This window comes from Chelatococcus sp. KU-N122, assembly GCF_055391085.1.
Window position 1 is genome coordinate 5,638,322 of record NZ_AP043981.1, and the last position, 17,575, is coordinate 5,655,896.

Annotated in this window: 15 protein-coding genes; 10 read left to right on the forward strand and 5 right to left on the reverse strand. The window is 68.4% G+C overall.

Annotation, left to right across the window (positions count from 1 at the left end; translation table 11 throughout):
- Positions 1-55: 55 nt before the first annotated feature.
- Both ACZ5PO_RS25395 and rnd read right to left on the reverse strand, forming a co-directional pair.
- The gene (locus tag ACZ5PO_RS25395) at positions 56-586 is read right to left on the reverse strand and encodes a YsnF/AvaK domain-containing protein (protein ID WP_464184768.1); all 531 of its coding nucleotides are present in this window, start codon (positions 584-586) and stop codon (positions 56-58) included.
- A gap of 546 nt (positions 587-1,132) precedes the next feature.
- On the reverse strand, positions 1,133-2,278 hold the full coding sequence (rnd, locus tag ACZ5PO_RS25400) for a ribonuclease D (protein ID WP_464184769.1): 1,146 nt from the start codon (positions 2,276-2,278) through the stop codon (positions 1,133-1,135).
- A gap of 230 nt (positions 2,279-2,508) precedes the next feature.
- On the opposite strand from rnd, the gene aspS reads away from it, so the two are divergent.
- The 3 genes from aspS (at position 2,509) to ACZ5PO_RS25415 (ending at position 6,348) form a co-directional block, all read left to right on the forward strand.
- The gene (gene aspS, locus ACZ5PO_RS25405) at positions 2,509-4,317 is read left to right on the forward strand and encodes an aspartate--tRNA ligase (protein WP_464184770.1); all 1,809 of its coding nucleotides are present in this window, start codon (positions 2,509-2,511) and stop codon (positions 4,315-4,317) included.
- A gap of 11 nt (positions 4,318-4,328) precedes the next feature.
- The gene (locus ACZ5PO_RS25410) at positions 4,329-5,219 is read left to right on the forward strand and encodes a glycosyltransferase family 2 protein (protein WP_464184771.1); all 891 of its coding nucleotides are present in this window, start codon (positions 4,329-4,331) and stop codon (positions 5,217-5,219) included.
- 79 nt (positions 5,220-5,298) lie between these two features.
- Complete coding sequence (locus ACZ5PO_RS25415) at positions 5,299-6,348, forward strand: acyltransferase family protein (RefSeq protein WP_464197042.1); 1,050 nt, start codon at positions 5,299-5,301, stop codon at positions 6,346-6,348.
- Positions 6,349-6,384: 36 nt separating this feature from the next.
- On the opposite strand, the gene ACZ5PO_RS25420 is transcribed toward ACZ5PO_RS25415, so the two are convergent.
- The 3 genes from ACZ5PO_RS25420 to erpA form a co-directional block, all read right to left on the reverse strand.
- Positions 6,385-6,987 carry a CatB-related O-acetyltransferase gene (locus tag ACZ5PO_RS25420; protein WP_464184773.1) on the reverse strand — a complete coding sequence of 201 codons (603 nt, stop codon included), beginning with the start codon at positions 6,985-6,987 and terminating at the stop codon, positions 6,385-6,387.
- A gap of 28 nt (positions 6,988-7,015) precedes the next feature.
- On the reverse strand, positions 7,016-9,001 hold the full coding sequence (locus ACZ5PO_RS25425) for a hypothetical protein (protein WP_464184774.1): 1,986 nt from the start codon (positions 8,999-9,001) through the stop codon (positions 7,016-7,018).
- Between the two features lie 143 nt (positions 9,002-9,144).
- Positions 9,145-9,492: an iron-sulfur cluster insertion protein ErpA gene (erpA, locus tag ACZ5PO_RS25430; RefSeq protein WP_464184775.1), complete on the reverse strand. Its 348-nt coding sequence runs from the start codon at positions 9,490-9,492 to the stop codon at positions 9,145-9,147.
- Between the two features lie 84 nt (positions 9,493-9,576).
- On the opposite strand from erpA, the gene ACZ5PO_RS25435 reads away from it, so the two are divergent.
- The 7 genes from ACZ5PO_RS25435 to ACZ5PO_RS25465 all read left to right on the forward strand — a co-directional run bounded on the left by ACZ5PO_RS25435 (position 9,577) and on the right by ACZ5PO_RS25465 (position 17,472).
- Positions 9,577-10,785, forward strand: coding sequence for a deoxyguanosinetriphosphate triphosphohydrolase (locus tag ACZ5PO_RS25435; protein WP_464184777.1), 1,209 nt, complete (start codon positions 9,577-9,579; stop codon positions 10,783-10,785).
- Positions 10,786-10,857: 72 nt separating this feature from the next.
- Positions 10,858-12,615 (forward strand): arginine--tRNA ligase, encoded by a 1,758-nt coding sequence (argS, locus tag ACZ5PO_RS25440; protein WP_464184778.1) that lies wholly within the window; start codon positions 10,858-10,860, stop codon positions 12,613-12,615.
- Positions 12,616-12,709: 94 nt separating this feature from the next.
- Complete coding sequence (locus ACZ5PO_RS25445; protein WP_464184779.1) at positions 12,710-14,224, forward strand: SPOR domain-containing protein; 1,515 nt, start codon at positions 12,710-12,712, stop codon at positions 14,222-14,224.
- A gap of 76 nt (positions 14,225-14,300) precedes the next feature.
- Positions 14,301-15,317 carry a beta-N-acetylhexosaminidase gene (gene nagZ, locus ACZ5PO_RS25450; RefSeq protein WP_464184780.1) on the forward strand — a complete coding sequence of 339 codons (1,017 nt, stop codon included), beginning with the start codon at positions 14,301-14,303 and terminating at the stop codon, positions 15,315-15,317.
- Between the two features lie 128 nt (positions 15,318-15,445).
- Positions 15,446-16,267 (forward strand): segregation and condensation protein A, encoded by an 822-nt coding sequence (locus ACZ5PO_RS25455; protein WP_464184781.1) that lies wholly within the window; start codon positions 15,446-15,448, stop codon positions 16,265-16,267.
- A gap of 16 nt (positions 16,268-16,283) precedes the next feature.
- The gene (scpB, locus tag ACZ5PO_RS25460; RefSeq protein WP_464184783.1) at positions 16,284-16,982 is read left to right on the forward strand and encodes an SMC-Scp complex subunit ScpB; all 699 of its coding nucleotides are present in this window, start codon (positions 16,284-16,286) and stop codon (positions 16,980-16,982) included.
- Between the two features lie 244 nt (positions 16,983-17,226).
- The gene (locus tag ACZ5PO_RS25465) at positions 17,227-17,472 is read left to right on the forward strand and encodes a twin-arginine translocase TatA/TatE family subunit (RefSeq protein WP_464184785.1); all 246 of its coding nucleotides are present in this window, start codon (positions 17,227-17,229) and stop codon (positions 17,470-17,472) included.
- Positions 17,473-17,575 lie beyond the last annotated feature (103 nt).

Genomic DNA, 17,575 nt, shown 5'->3' on the forward strand with positions numbered 1-17,575 from the left:
CAAGAACCGAGTGGCAGTAGTCGCCACCCCCACCCCCATGCGGTTAACTCCGAAGCTACGACTCGCTCTCGGGCGTTCTTGGAGGAAGACGTGTAACAACAACTTCGTGAGCACGAAGTGTAAGTTGTTCTTTGTGAGAGCTGGTGGTTTTGATTTTCTTGATTCTCAGCTCTTCCTTCAGGACGAGGCGTCTTTCGACGATCACTTCTTCCTCGACCACCGGAACGACAATTGTGTCGCCGTCGGTCCGGACGGCGGGCAGCGTGTCGATGGGCCGGTTGATCGGGACGCGCTCGACCTCGACTTTTTCGTTGGTGAGGAGCTCGTCCACGACGAGCGGGCGCTCCCGCGTCACGCGGCGCACTTGAACTCGCCCGGTTTCGATGCTCCGGCGGCCGACTGATACATCTTCGGCGTAAAGCTGCAGAACATGTTCCTTGTCATCGCCGTCGATGACGATGGAGTCTCCGGCATCCGCAGTGGTGTGCTCCGGCCTCGATGTCATGGAAGGTAACTCCGGTTCTTTAAAGAAGCGCGGGAAGCTCTCGTCTGCTCGTTTGGGCGGCGTCGGCGTGCCGATCGACATCGGGATAGATCGATCGATCTATAAATATATACACCTTATTGAAAATATAATTCAGATAAATAAAAGCTGGCTATCAAATAATCTACCAAATTTATTTGCCAACATTCATAATTAGGTCGATTGCTGGCAGATAGATACTAATTTAATTCTTTACATGTCAAACGAAATAAATCTGTCAGTTTGGTGACGTTTGCCGATGCGGGTCGACGTCGAGGCGAAGGGGTGAAAGACCTAGAGCGCTTCGCGATTGGGTGGAAACACCCAATCGCAAGAGAAGCGCTTCAGATTCAAAAAATTAGGAGCATTTCTCGCCATTGGATGATCGCCATCCAATGGCGAGAAATGCTCTAACGCGCCGGCCCGGCAACGCGCGCGGCAGACGCAGATTCGCGACGCTCAGGGGGGCGCTCCATGGCGTGCAATGCTGCTGGCTCGATGGCTTGCGAGCGGGCGCGCCGCGACGACGTGCCGATCCGGCAGACGCGCCTCGGCGCGGTCCGGTCGCTCGTCCAGGGGCGCCGGCGGGCCGGCGCGCCGTCGTCCGCCTCAGATGGCGACGATCTTCACGCGGGAGCGTTCGACGGCCAGGGACAGCTTGCCGTTCTTCAGCGCCAGGGCGCGTTCGCCGAAGATCTCGCGGCGCCAGCCTTTGAGCGCCGGCACGTCGGCCCCGTCGTCAGCGGCGATGGCCTCGAGATCGTCGACCGAGGCGATGATCTTCGGCGCGACGCGTTCGCCCTCCGAGACGGCCTTCAACAGCACCTTGAGGAGATCGAGCACGGCGCCGCCGCCCGCACGGCCGCGATCGCGCGACGGCAGCTCGATATCGGCCGGGTTGCGCGCCAGGCCCCTGGCGACCGCCTCGAGGACATCGGCGGCGGCGCGCGACCGCTCGAAGCCGTTCGGCACCGACCGGAGCTGGCCCAACGCCTCGCTGCTCCTCGGTGCGTGCGTGGCGACGTCGACGAGGGTGTCGTCCTTCATGACGCGCGACCGTGGTACGTCGCGTGACCGCGCCTCGCGCTCACGCCAGGCCGCCAGCTCGATCAATACGGCCGCGTCGCGCGGCTTGCGGATGCGGCTGGCGAGCCTGAGCCAGGCATCTTCGGGCTTGGTCGCGTAAGTGGCGGGCGAGGTGAGGATGGTCATTTCCTCCTCGAGCCATGCTTCGCGGCCCGTCTCGGCCAGCTGGGAGCGGAGCGCTCCGTAGATCGTGCGCAAGTGCGTCACGTCCGCGAGGGCATAGGTGAGCTGCTGCTCGGAGAGCGGCCGCCGCGACCAGTCGGTGAAGCGCGAGCTCTTGTCGATGCGGGCCTTGGCGAGGTCGTTGGCGAGCTGCTCGTAGGATACCGAATCGCCATAGCCGCAGACCATGGCGGCAATCTGCGTATCGAACAGCGGCGTCGGGATCAGGTGCCCCATGAACCAGACGATCTCGACGTCCTGCCGGGCGGAGTGGAACACCTTCTCCACCGCTGCATCGGCCATGAGCGCGAAGAAGGGCGCAAGATCGATCCCCGGCGCCAGCGGATCGACGAGCACCGCTTCCTCGGGGCCGGCCATCTGCAGCAGGCAGAGCTTTGAATAATACGTGCTCTCGCGCAGGAACTCGGTATCGACGGTGACGTAGGAATGGCGGGCGAGGCGCGCGCATGCAGCGGCGAGGTCGGGCGTCGTGGTGATCAAGTCCATGGCCGCGCTATAACCCAGCGCTCGCGCGCTGTCCGCAGTTTTGGCATGCTGCCGCCGTATTTTGGCCATGCGTGGCATTCTGTCCTGTCCGGACGCGGCGTGCGCCAGCCAGGCGCATCGTCTGCGTTCCTTGACAAGGCGCCGGCCCTATGGGTTTCTCCGGCCCCATTCGCACCGGCTCGGAGGGACCTCCGGGAGCCGCGCTTTCGCTGTTGAGATCTGGTTTTCCGATGCACCGTTACCGCTCCCACACGTGTGGCGCCCTGCGCGCGTCCGATATCGACCAGCAGGTGCGCCTGTCCGGCTGGTGCCGCACCATCCGCGACCATGGCGGCGTGCTGTTCATCGACCTGCGGGACCATTACGGCGTGACGCAGTGCGTGGTGGACCCGGATTCGCCCGCCTTCCAGCAGCTGGAGCAGGTGCGCTCCGAGTGGGTGATCCGCATCGACGGCAAGGTGCGGCGGCGCCCGCCGGGCACCGTGAATGCCGAGCTGCCCACCGGCGAGGTCGAGGTCTACGTCACCGAAACCGAGGTGTTGGGGCCGGCGGCGGAGCTGCCCATGCCGGTCTATGGCGAGCAGGACTATCCAGAGGACATCCGCCTCCGGTACCGCTTCCTCGACCTGCGGCGCGACAAGCTGCACGCCAACATCATGAGGCGCGGACAGGTGATCGACAGCCTGCGCCGCCGCATGAAGGAGCAGCACTTCTTCGAGTTCCAGACGCCGATCCTGACCGCTTCGTCGCCGGAGGGGGCGCGCGACTTCCTGGTGCCCAGCCGCCTGCATCCGGGCAAGTTCTACGCGTTGCCGCAGGCGCCGCAGCAGTTCAAGCAGCTGATCATGATCGCGGGGTTCGACCGCTATTTCCAGATCGCGCCGTGCTTCCGCGACGAGGATGCGCGCGCCGACCGCTCGCCCGGCGAGTTCTATCAGCTCGACATCGAGATGAGCTTCGTCACCCAGGAGGACGTCTTCCAGGCGGTCGAGCCGGTGCTGCGCGGCGTCTTCGAGGAGTTCGGCGAGGGCAGGCCGGTTACGCAGAGCTTCCCGCGCATCCCCTACAAGGAAGCGCTGCTCAAGTATGGCTCCGACAAGCCGGACCTGCGCAATCCGATCATCATCGCCGACGTCTCCGCGCCGTTCAGCCGCGACGAGGTGTCGTTCAAGGCGTTCAAGTCGCTGGTGGCGGCAGGCGGCGTCGTGCGGGCGATCCCGGCGCCGGGGGCTGCGGCGCAGCCGCGCTCGTTCTTCGACAAGCTCAACGAGTGGGCGCGAGGTGAGGGGGCGCCCGGGCTCGGCTACATCGTGTTCGAGGAGGAGGGCGGCGTCCTCGCCGGCAAAGGGCCGATCGCCAAGTTTATTCCGGCCGAGGTGCAGGCGGAGATTGCCGCGACAGCAGGCGTGGCGGCCGGCGATGCCGTGTTCTTCGCGGCCGGCGACGCCGGCAAGGCTGCGAGCCTCGCCGGCAAGGCGCGGCTGCGCATCGGCGAGGAGCTCGGCCTGGTCGATCATGAGCGCTTCGACCTGTGCTGGATCACCGATTTCCCCATGTACGAGTGGAGCGAGGAGGAGAAGAAGATCGACTTCTCCCATAACCCCTTCTCCATGCCCAACTTCCCGCTCGATGACTTCCTGGCCCTCGACGGCGCCGACAAGGACACGATCCTCGGCATCAACGCCTTCCAGTACGACATCGTCTGCAACGGCATCGAGCTGTCGTCGGGCGCCATCCGCAACCATCGTCCGGACGTGATGCGCAAGGCCTTCGCCATCGCCGGTTATGGGGAGGACGTGCTGGAGGCGAAGTTCGGCGGCATGCTGCGCGCCCTGACCTATGGGGCGCCCCCGCACGGCGGCATCGCGCCGGGCGTCGACCGCATCGTCATGCTGCTCTGCGGCGAGCAGAACCTGCGCGAGGTCGTCGTGTTCCCGATGAACCAGCGCGCCGAGGACCTGCTGATGGGCGCCCCGGCCGAGGTGACGCCCAAGCAGCTGCGCGAGCTCCACATCCGGCTCAACCTGCCGGACAAGTAGCGCGCGTCGCCGTGGCGCCGGCCCTGTCTGCGACCGCCGTCGTCGTTGCCTGGAACAGCGCGGAGGCGCTGCCTGCGTGCCTGCGGGCGCTGGCGGCGGAGGGCGTCGCGACCATTGTGGTCGACAACGCCAGCGAAGACGAGAGCGTCGGCGTGGCGGAGGCGCACGGCGCCCGCGTCCTCCGCAACCGTCGCAACGAGGGCTACGGCCGCGCCAACAATATCGGCGTCCGGGCCGCGGCGACCGAGCTCGTCCTCATCGTCAATCCCGATTGCGTGCTCGATTCGGGTGCCGCGGCGGCGCTGATCGATGCGGCTGGCCGCTATCCGGATGCGGGCCTGCTGGCCCCGCGCATCGTCGAGCCAGACGGCCGGGTCTTCTTCCAGCGCCGCTCGCTGCTGTCGCCCTATCTCACCAACCCGACCGGCACGTTGCGGCTGCCGGAGGGCGATTGCTGCGCGCCGTTCCTCTCCGGCGCCTGCCTGCTGGCGCGGCGGCAGCTCTTCCTGGAGCTCGGCGGCTTCGACGAGGAGATCTTTCTCTTCTACGAGGACGATGATCTCTGCCGCCGTGTGGCGGATGCGGGCCGTTCGCTGGTGCACGTGGACCGGGCGATCGTGCGGCATGAGCGCGGACGCTCGGCGGAGCCGCTGCCGGGCCGCGTCTTTCGCACGCGGTGGCACCAGGCTTGGTCACGCGCCTACGTCAGCCGAAAATGGGCGCTGCCCAACCCCGCGCCGGGGATGGCTGCCGCCAACGGCGTCAAGACGGCGCTGTCGTGCCTGAGCTTGCGGCGAAGCCTGATCGAGCGCTATGGCGGCACCATGGCCGGCGCGCTGGCCTTCGTGCGCGGCGAGACGGCTCTGGCCCACGAGGGGCTCGAGCGGCGGGCGAGGAGATGACGTGACCCCCATCGACGCCGGGGCGGACCGGACGGGCATCGTGCGCCAGCTGATCGTCGGCCCGACCATCGCCGCCGCCATGGCAGCACCCTATAACAATTTCACCGTGATCCGGCTGGCGCTGGCCCTGGCCGTCGTGGTTTCGCACAGCTTCAGCGTGGTCACGGGCGCCGTCGATGACGAGCCGCTCGTCGCCAGCACCGGCTTCACCTTGGGCGAGCACGCGGTCAACGGCTTCTTCGTCGTCTCGGGCCTGCTGGTGACCATGAGCTACGACCGGCGTGGTTGGCGCGACTACCTGGCCGCGCGGCTGCTGCGCATCGGGCCCGGCCTGATCGCGGCCACGCTGCTGGTCGCCCTCGTCCTCGGCGCCGTGATGACGACCCTCCCCATGAGTGCCTATCTCGGCGCGAGCGAGACCTGGCGCTTCGTCTGGCGCACGTTGAGCTCGTTCAAGAGCAATGCGGCGCTGCCCGGCGTGTTCGCCGACAATCCGTTCCAGTTTCCCATGGGAACGGTATGGACGCTCAAGTACGAAATCCTCTGCTACGCCGGCGTGCTCGCGCTGGGCCTGGCCGGCCTGCTGCGCAGCCGCGCCTTCGCCGTCGTGCTCGTCACCGGGCTGGCGTTGGCGGTCGCCGGCCTCGACCTGTTCTATCCGGAGGCCCCCAAGGGGCTGCAGACGTCGCTGCGCCTGCCGCTGTTGTTTGCCGCCGGCGGTGCCCTGTACCGCATCGGCGAGCGCGTGCCCCTCTCGATCGTCGTGCTGGTCGGGCTGGTGCTGGCGACAATCGGCCTGCGCGGGACGTTCCTCTACCACGCGCTGCTGTTCCTGACGGAGGCCTATGGCATCGTCTGGCTGGCGCTGGTGCCGGTCTCCGCCCGGCTGCCGGAGCCCACGGCCGATCTCTCCTACGGCACCTATCTCTACGGCTGGCCGATCCAGCAGACGCTGCACGCCCTGCTGCCGGCATGGAGCGGCCTGGCCCTGCTGCTCCCGGCGACCGCGGTGACGCTGCTGGTGGCGGCGCTGTCATGGTACGCCGTCGAGAAGCCGGCTCTCGGGCTCAAACGGCAACTGCTCGGCAAAGGGCCGGCTGCGGGGCGGGCGGCGGCGATCCCGCCGTAGCGGCTCGGTCGCCCCGCGTCCCGCGAGCGAAACGCCTTATGGGGTGCGGGACAGGGCGCGGACGGCGTTCACGAAATCGGCCACGCGGTTCGACAGCAGCAGTGGAACGAGCTGTTGCACCTGGGCTTTCGGCAGGTCCCACCAGGCGCTCGTCAGCAGAGCCGTGGTCGCCGCTTCGTCGAAGCGCAGGCGGATGAGCTTCGCCGGGTTGCCGCCGACGATGGCGTAGGGCGGCACGTCCTTGGTCACGACGGCGCGGGCCGCCACGACGGCACCGTGGCCGACCGTCACCCCCGACATGATCATCGCGCCCGAGCCGAGCCACACGTCGCTGCCGATCGTCACGTCGCCGCCGGACGCATGGTGTTCGCCGGCCGCGCCCGGCCAGACGGCCGGGAAGGCCGGAAAGGGGAAGGTGCTGATCCAGTCCGTCCGGTGATTGCCGCCGAGCAGGATCTCGACCTTGTCGGCGATCGAGCAATAGCGCCCGATCGACAGCTTCGCTCCGGATTCGGGAAAGCGCACCTTCGGCCGCCCGTAGCTGTAGGCGCCGATCTCAAAGCCGTAGCGCTTCACCTGCTGGGCCAGGTGGATGCGCGTCTCGTTGTGCGGGTTGCGCAGGCGGCCGAGCCAGGTCATGTCACTGCGTCACGCATGCAGGTGCGTACTAGTTGGCCGCGGCCTTGATGTCGAGCTGTTCGATCAAATTGGCCGGGTTGCCGCTGCCGGCCATGAAATCGGCAGCGCCCAGGCCCTGCGGGTCCTTCGCCGTCGCTGAAATCTCGAGCCGGCCCGGCTTGGCGATGAAGCGGGCGACCGCGTTGCCCAGCGTCCGCGCCTGCGCCGAGCCGCCGAGGAAGCCCGGAATCATGATCGCGGCGGCCGAGCCGTAGGTCTTGCGGATGTCCTCCGGCGTCTTGCCGTCCTGCTCGGCCTGCCGCGCCGCCAGCCGGTTGGCCAGGCCATGGTCGGCGAGCGACAGCGACACCGTCTTGACCGTCGCGCCCGCCAGCGCCACCTGCACCAGCGCCTCGTCGCCCGAGAGGATGTCCTTGTTCACGTTGCCCAGGACCCCGCTCAGCTTGACCGTTGCCATGCCGCCGCCGTTCAGCATCAGATTGTCGATCTTGAGCTCCTGCGTCGCCGGCTGCCAGCTCACGTCCGCGGCACCCGACAGGTCAAGATCCTTGTAGCCCATGGCGAGGAGCGTCTTGATGGCGTCCTCTTCCGTTGCCGGCGGCAGCGTGAACGTCACGTGGTCGACGGCCGTCTTCCAGGCGACCGGCACGCCGTCGACCGGCTGGCTGCCTGCAAGGGTCCAGCTCTTCAGGCCGAAACGCACGCGTTCGCCCGGAACGTGGTCGTTCGGCAGATCGGCGGCGACGTCCTCGACCTTCACCGTGCCGACCAGCGAAATCGCCGACGCCAGGCTCGGCTGAACGGTCCCTGGCGCGCCACCCCTGGCGTCCAGGAACGAGCCCTCGTACGACAGTGCGCCCAAGCTCACGCGGCCCTCCGCCGGCGTCAGCTCCGCGGCGGCGATCTTGAAGCTGTAGGCCGCGGCGGTGCCGGCGAAGGTGATCCGGCCGATCCGCCCCTTGGTCGGCGTCGGTGCCGCAGCGCCGGAGCGCTCGCCGGGATCATCGATGGTCGTGTCCACCACCTCGAGCGAACCGACGGCGAGCGATTGGAACAGGTCGGCCAGGGCGGCCTTGTAGGCGGACGTATCTGCCGGTTTGCCGGGCTCGGCCGATGCTTTCATCTGGCCGACGATCTCCCTGAACGGCCGTGGCAGCGGCCGGAGCTTGATGTCCGACCCGGTCAGCTTCTGAATGCCGACCTTGACGTCGTCGCTCGTGGTGAACTGCATCCCGTCGAGGGCGAACGATGCATACGCCGTCACCAGCGGGGCGGAGCGATCGCTGCTCGTCTCGGTATAGAAGCGCGCCACCGCCGGCATGTCGGCGCCCACTATGCCGATGGGGCCGAACGTGCCCTTGATCCGCTGGTTTGCCGGGCCGCCGTCGACGGCGCCGCCGCTTGCGGCGGCCTTCGCCACAATCCCGCTCTTCACGTCCGTGAGGACGATGTCGCGGTAGGTGACCGTGTCCGTTTCGCCGGCGTGCTTATCCTCGACCGTGACCGACGGGAGGCCGATGCGGGCCGCCGACAGGCGGGCCAGCCTGTCCGCCAGCTTGGCCCCGTCATCCTTGGCGAACAGCCCCCGCAAATCCTGCTCGCTGACGGTGCCGCCGGTCACCTCGATGCGCGGAATGCGGAACGTCACGCCTTCTACGTCGGCCGTCACGTCGTTGACGACCAGGGGGTCGGCCGCCACGGCGGCCGGGATGAGCGCCAGGCCACCTTGCAGCGCGATGGCGCCCGCGCGGATACGCAGGCCGTCGCCGGTCGCAACGACATCGGTCAGCTTGACGCGTCCGCTCAGCGGATCGACGGAAATGGCGCCCGCGCTGGCGCCCATGCCGGCCAGGGCGATGCGGACCTGGCCCTCGCTCCACCGCGCGCCGGCCGCTGCAGCGAGCCCCGCCAGCGTGGTCGTGATCAGGAGGGTTGCTGCCGATCGCCTGATCGGGCGCCGGGCCCGTCCCCCGAAGCCGCTGTTGCCGGAGGGGTCGGAGGGCGTCGCCGTCATCACTGCTCCAATCGCGTCGTCTACAGGTTCAACAGGCAGCCCGGTGCGCCGCGTCGGGAGCGCCGGCGGGGCGGAGCACGTTCACACAGCACCCGTGCGACACGGCAGCGTTGGAGAAAAGGCTCGGCCGCCCGTGTCGATCGCTACACCGAGAAGGACGTACCGCAACCGCACGAGGCGGTGGCATTGGGGTTCTCGATCTTGAACGATTGCCCGATGAGGTCGTCGACGAAGTCGATGACCGACCCTTGCATGAATTCCAGCGACGTCGGGTCGACCAGCACCTCCGCGCCGTCGCGCTCGATCACCACGTCGTCCGCTTCGCGGCCATGGGCGATATCGAAGGCATACTGAAACCCGGAGCAGCCGCCGCCGTTGACGCTGATGCGCAGCGCCGACCCGGTCGGCTCCGCCTTGAGCACCTGGTGAATGCGGCGCGCGGCGCGCTCCGTCATGCTCACGTGCCCGTTCGTTTGAACTTGTGCGGTCATTTGCGACATGCAGCTCGGCCCTTGCCTTCTGACTTGGCTGAAAGGTAAGTCGCGCCGACGGTCGCTTCAACTGTGAGGAACGCGATGCGCCTCTACGGCGAGCGTTGGCTAGCCCCTTATGCCGTAAATCCGCGGGCGAGCCGGGGCCGTCTATGGCCGGAGAGCCCGTCGCCGACCCGCAGTCCCTTCCAGCGCGACCGCGACCGGGTGATCCATTCCACCGCCTTCCGCCGGCTGAAGCACAAGACCCAGGTCTTCGTGTACCACGAGGGCGATCACTTTCGTACCAGGCTGACCCATTCGCTGGAGGTGAGCCAGATCGCGCGCGCGCTGGCGCGCTCGCTCGGCCTCGACGAGGACCTGGCGGAAGCCTTGGCCTTGTCGCACGATCTCGGCCACACGCCGTTCGGCCACGTCGGCGAGGAGGCGCTCGACGCCTGTATGCGGGCGTTCGGCGGCTTCGACCACAATGCCCAGGCGCTGCGGGTGGTGACGCGGCTGGAGCGGCGCTACGCCGCCTTCGACGGCCTCAATCTGACGTGGGAGACCCTCGAGGGCTTGGTGAAGCACAATGGCCCGCTGCTCGGCCCGGACGGGCAGCCGACGGAGCGCTATCGCAGCAGCGGCATTCCCGCCGCGATCCTGGAATACGATTCCGTCCACGATTTGTGGCTGGGAACGCACGCCAGCGCCGAGGCGCAATGCGCGGCGCTCGCCGACGACATCGCCTACAATGCCCACGACCTCGACGACGGCCTGCGCGCCGGCCTCTTCGCGTTGCCGGACGCGCTGGCCGTGCCCTTCCTGGCCGGCATCGTCGACGAGATCGAGACGCTGTATCCCGGCCTGGAGGCGTCGCGGGTCATTCACGAGATGATGCGGCGGGTGATCACCCGGTTCGTCGAGGATGCGATCGCCGAGAGCGCGCGTCGGCTCGAGGCGCTGGCGCCGCGCGACGCCGATGCGGTGCGCTTCGCCGCAGCGCCGGTGGTCGCCTTCTCGCCGGCCTTCGTCGAGACCGACAGGGCGATCAAGGCGTTCCTGTTCCCCAACATGTACCGGCATCCGTATCTGATGCGCATGCGCAGGGAGGCGGATCGGGTGGTGCGTGACCTGTTCGGGACCATCTTCGCCTCGATCGACCTGCTGCCGCCGGAATGGCGAGCCGGCGTCGACGCCACGGACAGGGCGCGCGTGGCGCGCCGTGTCGCCGATTTCATCGCGGGCATGACCGACCGCTACGCCGAGGCCGAGCACGCCCGCTTGTTTGACGCCACCGAGCGCAATTGCTAGCCGAGACCGTCCTCGGCGCCCGTCGCGCCGGACGGGCACTCCCTGAAGCAACGCCAGCGGCAAAGCGCCACGATGAACATCTTCGATCTTTATGAGCAACGCCTGAAGTCCGTGCTGTCGGACCTGGCGGAGCGCGGCACGCTGCCGATGGGGCTTGACGTCTCGCGCGTCGTCGTGGAGCCGCCGCGGGATTTCAGCCACGGCGATCTGGCAACGAATGCGGCGATGGTCCTGGCCAAGCCGGCCAAGAGCAATCCGCGCGCCCTCGCCGACGTGATCGCGGCTGCGATGCGGGATGTGGACGGGGTTGCCCGCACCGAGGTCGCCGGCCCCGGCTTCATCAACATCACGCTCGAGCCCGGTGTCTATGCCGAGGTGCTCAGGGCGGCCGTCCGTGGCGGCCGCGACTTCGGCCGCTCGCGCCAGGGGGAGGGCATCCGCGTCAACGTCGAGTACGTCTCGGCCAATCCGACCGGCCCGATGCACGTCGGCCACGGCCGGGGCGCCGTGTTCGGCGATGCGCTGGCGAACCTGCTGGCCGCCGCGGGCTACGGCGTCAGCCGCGAGTACTACATCAACGATGCGGGCGGCCAGGTCGACGTGCTCGCCAGGTCGGCCTACCTGCGCTACCGCGAGGCCTTGGGCGAGGACATCGGCACCATTCCCGAGGGGCTGTATCCCGGCGATTATCTCAAGGGCGTCGGTGCGGCCCTGGCCCAGGTCCACGGGCCGGCGCTGCTGCGGCAGAACGAGGACTGGCTGCCCACCGTCCGCGAGGTTGCCATCGACAACATGATGGCGATGATCCGCGAGGATCTGGCGGCCCTCAAGATCCACCACGACGTCTTCTTCTCGGAGCGCTCGCTGGCGCACGGCGAGGTCGACCAGATCGCGGCGACGATCGCCGAGCTGCGGGCGCGCGGCCTCGTCTACGAGGGCCGCCTGCCGCCGCCCAAGGGACAGCCGATCGAGGATTGGGAGGATCGGGAACAGACGCTGTTCCGGGCCACCGCGTTCGGTGACGATGTCGACCGGCCGCTCCTGAAATCCGACGGCGCCTATACCTACTTCGCCGCCGACATTGCCTACCACCGCTCAAAATTCGAGCGCGGCTTCTCCCATATGATCGACGTCTGGGGAGCCGACCACGGCGGCTACGTCAAGCGCATGCACGCGGCCGTCTCGGCCGTCACGCAGGGGAAGGGCGAGCTCGACGTCAAGCTGTGCCAGCTCGTGCGGCTCTTCCGTCAGGGCGAGCCGGTGCGCATGTCCAAGCGCTCGGGCGATTTCGTCACCTTGCGCGACGTGATCGACGAGGTGGGCTCCGACGCCGTGCGCTTCATGATGCTCTATCGGAAGAACGACGCGACGCTGGATTTCGACCTGGCGAAGGTCGTCGAACAATCGAAGGACAATCCGGTCTTCTACGTCCAGTACGCCCACGCGCGCTGCGCCTCGGTCTTCCGCCAGGCGGCGGAGACCTTCCCAGGTCGGGCGTTCTCGCCCGAAGCGTTGGCGGGCGCGCCGCTCACCTTGCTGAATGACCCGGCCGAAGTTGATTTGATCAAGTGGGTCGCCCAATATCCTCGCATTCTCGCTGCTGCGGCGACGGCTCACGAGCCTCACAGAATTGCCTTTTTCCTGTACGAACTGTCCAGTGCGTTCCATAGCCTCTGGAACAGAGGTAAGGACCTGCCGGACTTACGGTTTATTAACCAGGAAAATCCAGAATTGACGGCGTCGCGACTGGCGCTCGTCCTTGCGGTCCGGTCCGTCGTTGCTTCGGGTCTTGCGATCCTCGGGGTCGGGGCGCCCGAAGAGATGCGCTGACGAACGGCGGAGGGCGCTAGCGGCGTCCGGCCGGGTCGGCTGCGCATCGGAGGCCGGGGGGCTGGTTGCCCGCACTCGAATACGGATAGCGCCGATGAACAACCGCTCGCACCTCGCGATCGACCTGGACGCCCTGGAAGCTCAGCTGGATCCGACCGAGTCTGCGGGCCAGGGCCGCAGGCCTCAGTTCGACGACGCACGCCTGGCCGAGCTGGCGCGCATCGTCGGCCAGGACGACCGCTTCCGCACGCTGCTGCCGCAGGCAACGGCGGACATTGAGCCGGCTTGGCCCGATGACGCACCGGCACCCGCTTCACGCCGCGCCTATGGCAACGATGATGCGCCGAGCTCCCGCTATGGCCGCACGGAGCCGGATGCCTACGCACAGGATGTGCGCGCCTACGACCGGACGGCGGATGAGCCGGCCTATCAGGATTGGGAAGGCGGCCATGGCGCGGCCGCCGCAGAGGCACCGTCGCCGCGCGCCGGCCACGACGCCGGCGACGACTTCGAGACGGCTGCTCAACCCGTCTATCCGCAAGCCCTCGATCCGATGGACGCCATCGACGAGGAGCAGCCCGATCCCGCGCCGCAGGCCCCCTCGCGCCGGCGCCTCTACCTGGTTGCGGCGGCGGTCGGTGTGATCGCGGTCGGAACCATCGGCGCGGTCGCCATGCGCGGCAAGGACAGCGTGGCGGCGAACGGCGATGCCCCGATCATCAAGGCGGACAGCTCGCCAGTGAAGGTGCAGCCGCCTCAGGACGGAACCAATACGGACACGACGGCGAACAAGGCGATCTACGAGCGCGTCGGCCAGCCCGCCTCGACCAACACCAAGGTGGTGGACGGCCGCGAGGAGCCGGTCGACGTCCAGCAGACCGTCCGTCAGCAGCAGGCGGCCGTGGCCGTGCCGTCGGAGCGCAGCGACGTGAGCACCTTCGGCGCGCCCGGCGTGACGGCGCTTCCGGTCAATCCGACGAACCGCGACCCGACCTCGGGCCTCGGTGAGCCGCGCCGGGTGAAGACCATCGCCGTCAGGCCGGACGGGACGGTGATCCCGGAAAGCGCGCAGCGAGTGGCGAAGCCGGCGGCCCCAGCCCCAACCCCAGCCCCTGGCGCGGCGTCGACTCCGGGCCCGGTGGCGGCTGCGCCCGCGCCGGCCCCCACGTCCAAGCAGACGGCGCGCGTCGCCGAGACGCGCAGCGATGACGGCGCCAGCGCGCCCCGGACCACCGGCAGCATGCCGCTCAGCATTGCGCCGCTCGGCCAGCGGCCGGCGGCGGCGGCGCGGCCGGCGGCTGCGCCGGTCGAGGTCGCCAGCGCGCCGGCCGAGGAAGATGCAGCGCCTGCGCCGACGCGGCGGGCCACCGGGGACTACGCTGTGCAGCTCGGCGCGCCGGGCAGCGAGCAGGAGGCGCGCGACGTGTTCGCCAACCTCAAGCGACGGTTCCCCACGCAACTCGGACCGTTCCAGCCGACCATCGTCAAGGCCCAGGCGGCGGGTCGCACCGTCTACCGGGTACGGGTCGGCCAGATGGCTCGGGATGAGGCCACCAAGCTGTGCGAGCGGCTGAAGGCGGCCGGCGGCAGCTGCTTCGTCGCCCGCTGATGAAAACCGGCGCGCGCCGAAGAATTTTCACCGACGACGGATTCCCTGCGCGATGAAAGCACACTAAGGCAGGCGGATGCCGACACGCGCTTTCATCGCCGGCCTCTCGGGGCCCGTCCTTACGCCCGACGAACACGCGTTCTTCCGCGAGGCGGAGCCCTGGGGCTTCATTCTGTTCCGGCGCAACGTCGAGACGCCGGACCAGGTGAGAGCGCTCACGAGCGCGCTGCGCGAGGCGGTCGGGCGTGACGCGCCGATCCTGATCGATCAGGAGGGAGGGCGCGTGCAACGGCTCGGCCCGCCGCACTGGCCCAAATATCCTCCGGGACGGGCCTTCGGCACCTGGCGCAGCAACGATCCGCAAGCGCAGCGCGAGCTGGCGCGGACCGGCGCCCGCATGATCGCCCACGACCTCAAGGCGCTGGGCATCGACGTGGATTGCCTGCCGGTGCTCGACGTCCCCGTCCCCGGCGCCCACGGCATCATCGGCGACCGGGCCTATGCGGACGACCCTTCGACGATCGCCCTCCTGGGGCGCGCGGCGGCCGAGGGGCTGCTCGCCGGCGGCGTGCTGCCGGTCATCAAGCACATTCCGGGGCACGGGCGCGCGCGGGCCGACAGCCACGAGGCCCTGCCGGTCGTCGACGCCAGCCTGGACGAGCTCGAGGCGCGCGACTTCTTTCCGTTCACCGTGCTGGCCGACATGCCGCTGGCGATGACCGCGCACGTCGTGTACAGCGCGCTCGATGCGGACAACCCGGCGACCACGTCGTCCAAGGTCATCGGCGAGATCGTCCGGGATTGGATCGGCTTCGGCGGCCTGCTCATGAGCGATGATCTGTCGATGAAGGCGCTCAGCGGCTCGATGGCCGAGCGCACGGCGGCCTCGCTCGCCGCCGGATGCGACGTGGTGCTCCATTGCAACGGCATCATGGACGAAATGGTCGAGGTCGCCGGTGCGACCCCCGCGCTCGACGGCCGCGCGGCGGAGCGGGCGGCGTCTGCCCTGACGCGCGTTCTCAAGGTCGTCGAGCCGTTCGATCCTGTGGATGCCCGCGCGCGCCTTGATGCAGCGCTTGCGGCGGTAGCCTGAGCCGCCCACACTTCCGGGACACGCCGAATCGGCGCTCGCTGGCGCCGGTCGGCCCCGAGCATGTTCCGATCGGATGCCCGCATCCCATCGAGATGCTCTAGCCGGAGGGACGTCGCCGTCGCCAATCCATGAAGCAGGAGCTGACGTTCGAGACCATCGAGCCGGTCGAGCGGGCCAGTAGTGAGCCGGCTCTGATCGTCGATGTCGACGGCTTCGAGGGGCCGCTCGATCTGCTCCTGGAGCTCGCCCGCCGGCAGAAGGTCGACCTGGCGCGCATCTCGATTCTGGCCCTGGTCGAGCAGTATCTCGCCTTCGTGGAAGAGGCTCGCCGCGCCAGGCTCGAGCTCGCCGCGGACTATCTGGTGATGGCGGCGTGGCTCGCCTATCTCAAGTCGCGCCTGCTGCTGCCGGAGCCGCCCAAGGCGGAGGAGCCGTCCGCCAGCGAGCTGGCGAGCGCGCTCGCGTTCCGGCTCAGGCGGCTGGAGGCGATCAGGGCGGCATCCAAGCTGCTCGCCGACCGTGAGCGCCTGGGGCGCGACGTCTTCGCCCGCGGTGCGCCCGAGCCGCTGGCCGACATCAAGCGACCGCAGTTCGAGGCCACGCTCTACGATCTGCTCGCGGCCTATGCGCGGCAGCGGCAGAAGCGGGCCAATGCAAGGGTGACGCTGCCCAAGCGGATGGTCTGGTCGCTGGTCGATGCGCGCGAGGCCCTGGAGCGGTTGATCGGCCTCGCCCACGATTGGACGGCGCTCGATCCCTACCTGCTGCGCTACGCGGTCGAGCCCGAGCTGCGCGTCACGGTTCGGGCGTCGTCGTTCTCGGCCTTGCTGGAACTCGTGAAGGAGGGGCACGCCGAGCTGCGCCAGGACCAGACGTTCGCTCCCCTCTGGGTGCGCCGCCGGGCGGAGTCCGATCCCCGCCGCATCGAAGCGGCCGCCCGTGCGAGGTAGAGCCAAGGTGGGACAGATGACAGCGACCGTCGAGCGTATCACCTGGGGCGACCGGCAGAGCGAGAGCTTCGCCGAAGCGCTGCGCGTGGCCGAGGCGATCCTGTTCGCGGCGGCCGAGCCGGTGACCGAGGCGCACCTCGCAGGCCGGCTGCCGGCCGGAACCGACGTCGCGGGTGTTCTCGCCCGGCTGCAGGCCTTCTACGCACCACGCGGCGTCAATCTGGTGGCCGCGGCCGGCGGCTGGAGCTTCCGCACGGCAAGCGATCTGTCCTTCATTCTCGCCCGCGAGGTGGTCGAGCCGCGCAAGCTGTCGCGGGCAGCGCTGGAGACGCTCGCCATCGTGGCCTATCACCAGCCGGTGACCCGGGCGGAAATCGAGGATATCCGCGGCGTCGCAACATCGAAGGGCACGTTGGACAATCTGCTCGAGACGGGCTGGGTCAAGCTGCGCGGCCGCCGGCGCTCGCCCGGCCGGCCCGTTACCTATGGCACGACGCCAGCCTTCCTGTCGCACTTCGGGCTCAATGCGATCGACGACCTGCCGGGGCTCGACGAACTGAAGGGCGCGGGTTTCCTCGAGGGCCGATTGCCGGCCCGTTTCGCCGTGCCGGTGCCCGACGACGCGCCGACGCTGCGCGATGACGAGGATCCGCTCGAGGATGACCTGTTCTTGAGCAATCCGGACGCAGCTTCGCTCGAAGACGAGGCGTCCTGAACAACCGGCGGGCAACGCGACCTCGTGTACACGGTCGGCCAGGCAGAATTCCTTGTTTTCGCCGTTTCGGGCGCCTAGGTTCTAGAGAATTCAAGCTGGCCGTTCGCCGCCGCGCGCAGGTGGCTGGCCGTGTACGGTGCACCGGTAGGGAGGGCGTTCCATGGGCCATAGCCTGTAGGCTTGGTCGGCTCTGGACGTCCATTTTGCCTGAGATGATGCGCGGGTCGCGCGCAGGAGTAAGGTCATGGGTGGCGCAAGTATCTGGCACTGGGTCATCGTCGGCATCATCGTGATGCTGCTGTTCGGTCGCGGCAAGATCTCCGACCTGATGGGCGATGTCGCCAAGGGCATCAAGTCCTTCAAGAAGGGCATGCAGGATGACGACGAAGCCGCGGCGACGCCGCCGGCTGGCGACCCTGCGCGCTCGCTCGACCATCAGCCCGTGACGACCTCGCCGCAGCTGAAGACCGGCGCCGAGCAGAAAGTCTAAGCCGGTCTTTCCGGGCCGGTCCGTCCGGACTGGTCTTGGAGCAGGTGTTGCGGGCGGCGCCGGGCTTGGGGCCGCTTGTCGATCGAGCATGGAAGCCACCCTG

Bases quoted from the DNA above. Each gene is read 5' to 3' on its own strand.
- ACZ5PO_RS25455 (WP_464184781.1), top strand. From the start codon at position 15,446: ATGAAGCAGGAGCTGACGTTCGAGACCATCGAGCCGGTCGAGCGGGCC.
- aspS (WP_464184770.1), top strand. From the start codon at position 2,509: ATGCACCGTTACCGCTCCCACACGTGTGGCGCCCTGCGCGCGTCCGAT.
- nagZ (WP_464184780.1), top strand. From the start codon at position 14,301: ATGCCGACACGCGCTTTCATCGCCGGCCTCTCGGGGCCCGTCCTTACG.
- ACZ5PO_RS25435 (WP_464184777.1), top strand. From the start codon at position 9,577: ATGCGCCTCTACGGCGAGCGTTGGCTAGCCCCTTATGCCGTAAATCCG.
- erpA (WP_464184775.1), bottom strand. From the start codon at position 9,492: ATGACCGCACAAGTTCAAACGAACGGGCACGTGAGCATGACGGAGCGC.
- ACZ5PO_RS25415 (WP_464197042.1), top strand. From the start codon at position 5,299: ATGGCAGCACCCTATAACAATTTCACCGTGATCCGGCTGGCGCTGGCC.
- ACZ5PO_RS25395 (WP_464184768.1), bottom strand. From the start codon at position 586: ATGTCGATCGGCACGCCGACGCCGCCCAAACGAGCAGACGAGAGCTTC.
- ACZ5PO_RS25445 (WP_464184779.1), top strand. From the start codon at position 12,710: ATGAACAACCGCTCGCACCTCGCGATCGACCTGGACGCCCTGGAAGCT.
- ACZ5PO_RS25420 (WP_464184773.1), bottom strand. From the start codon at position 6,987: ATGACCTGGCTCGGCCGCCTGCGCAACCCGCACAACGAGACGCGCATC.
- ACZ5PO_RS25425 (WP_464184774.1), bottom strand. From the start codon at position 9,001: ATGACGGCGACGCCCTCCGACCCCTCCGGCAACAGCGGCTTCGGGGGA.
- argS (WP_464184778.1), top strand. From the start codon at position 10,858: ATGAACATCTTCGATCTTTATGAGCAACGCCTGAAGTCCGTGCTGTCG.
- scpB (WP_464184783.1), top strand. From the start codon at position 16,284: ATGACAGCGACCGTCGAGCGTATCACCTGGGGCGACCGGCAGAGCGAG.
- ACZ5PO_RS25465 (WP_464184785.1), top strand. From the start codon at position 17,227: ATGGGTGGCGCAAGTATCTGGCACTGGGTCATCGTCGGCATCATCGTG.
- rnd (WP_464184769.1), bottom strand. From the start codon at position 2,278: ATGGACTTGATCACCACGACGCCCGACCTCGCCGCTGCATGCGCGCGC.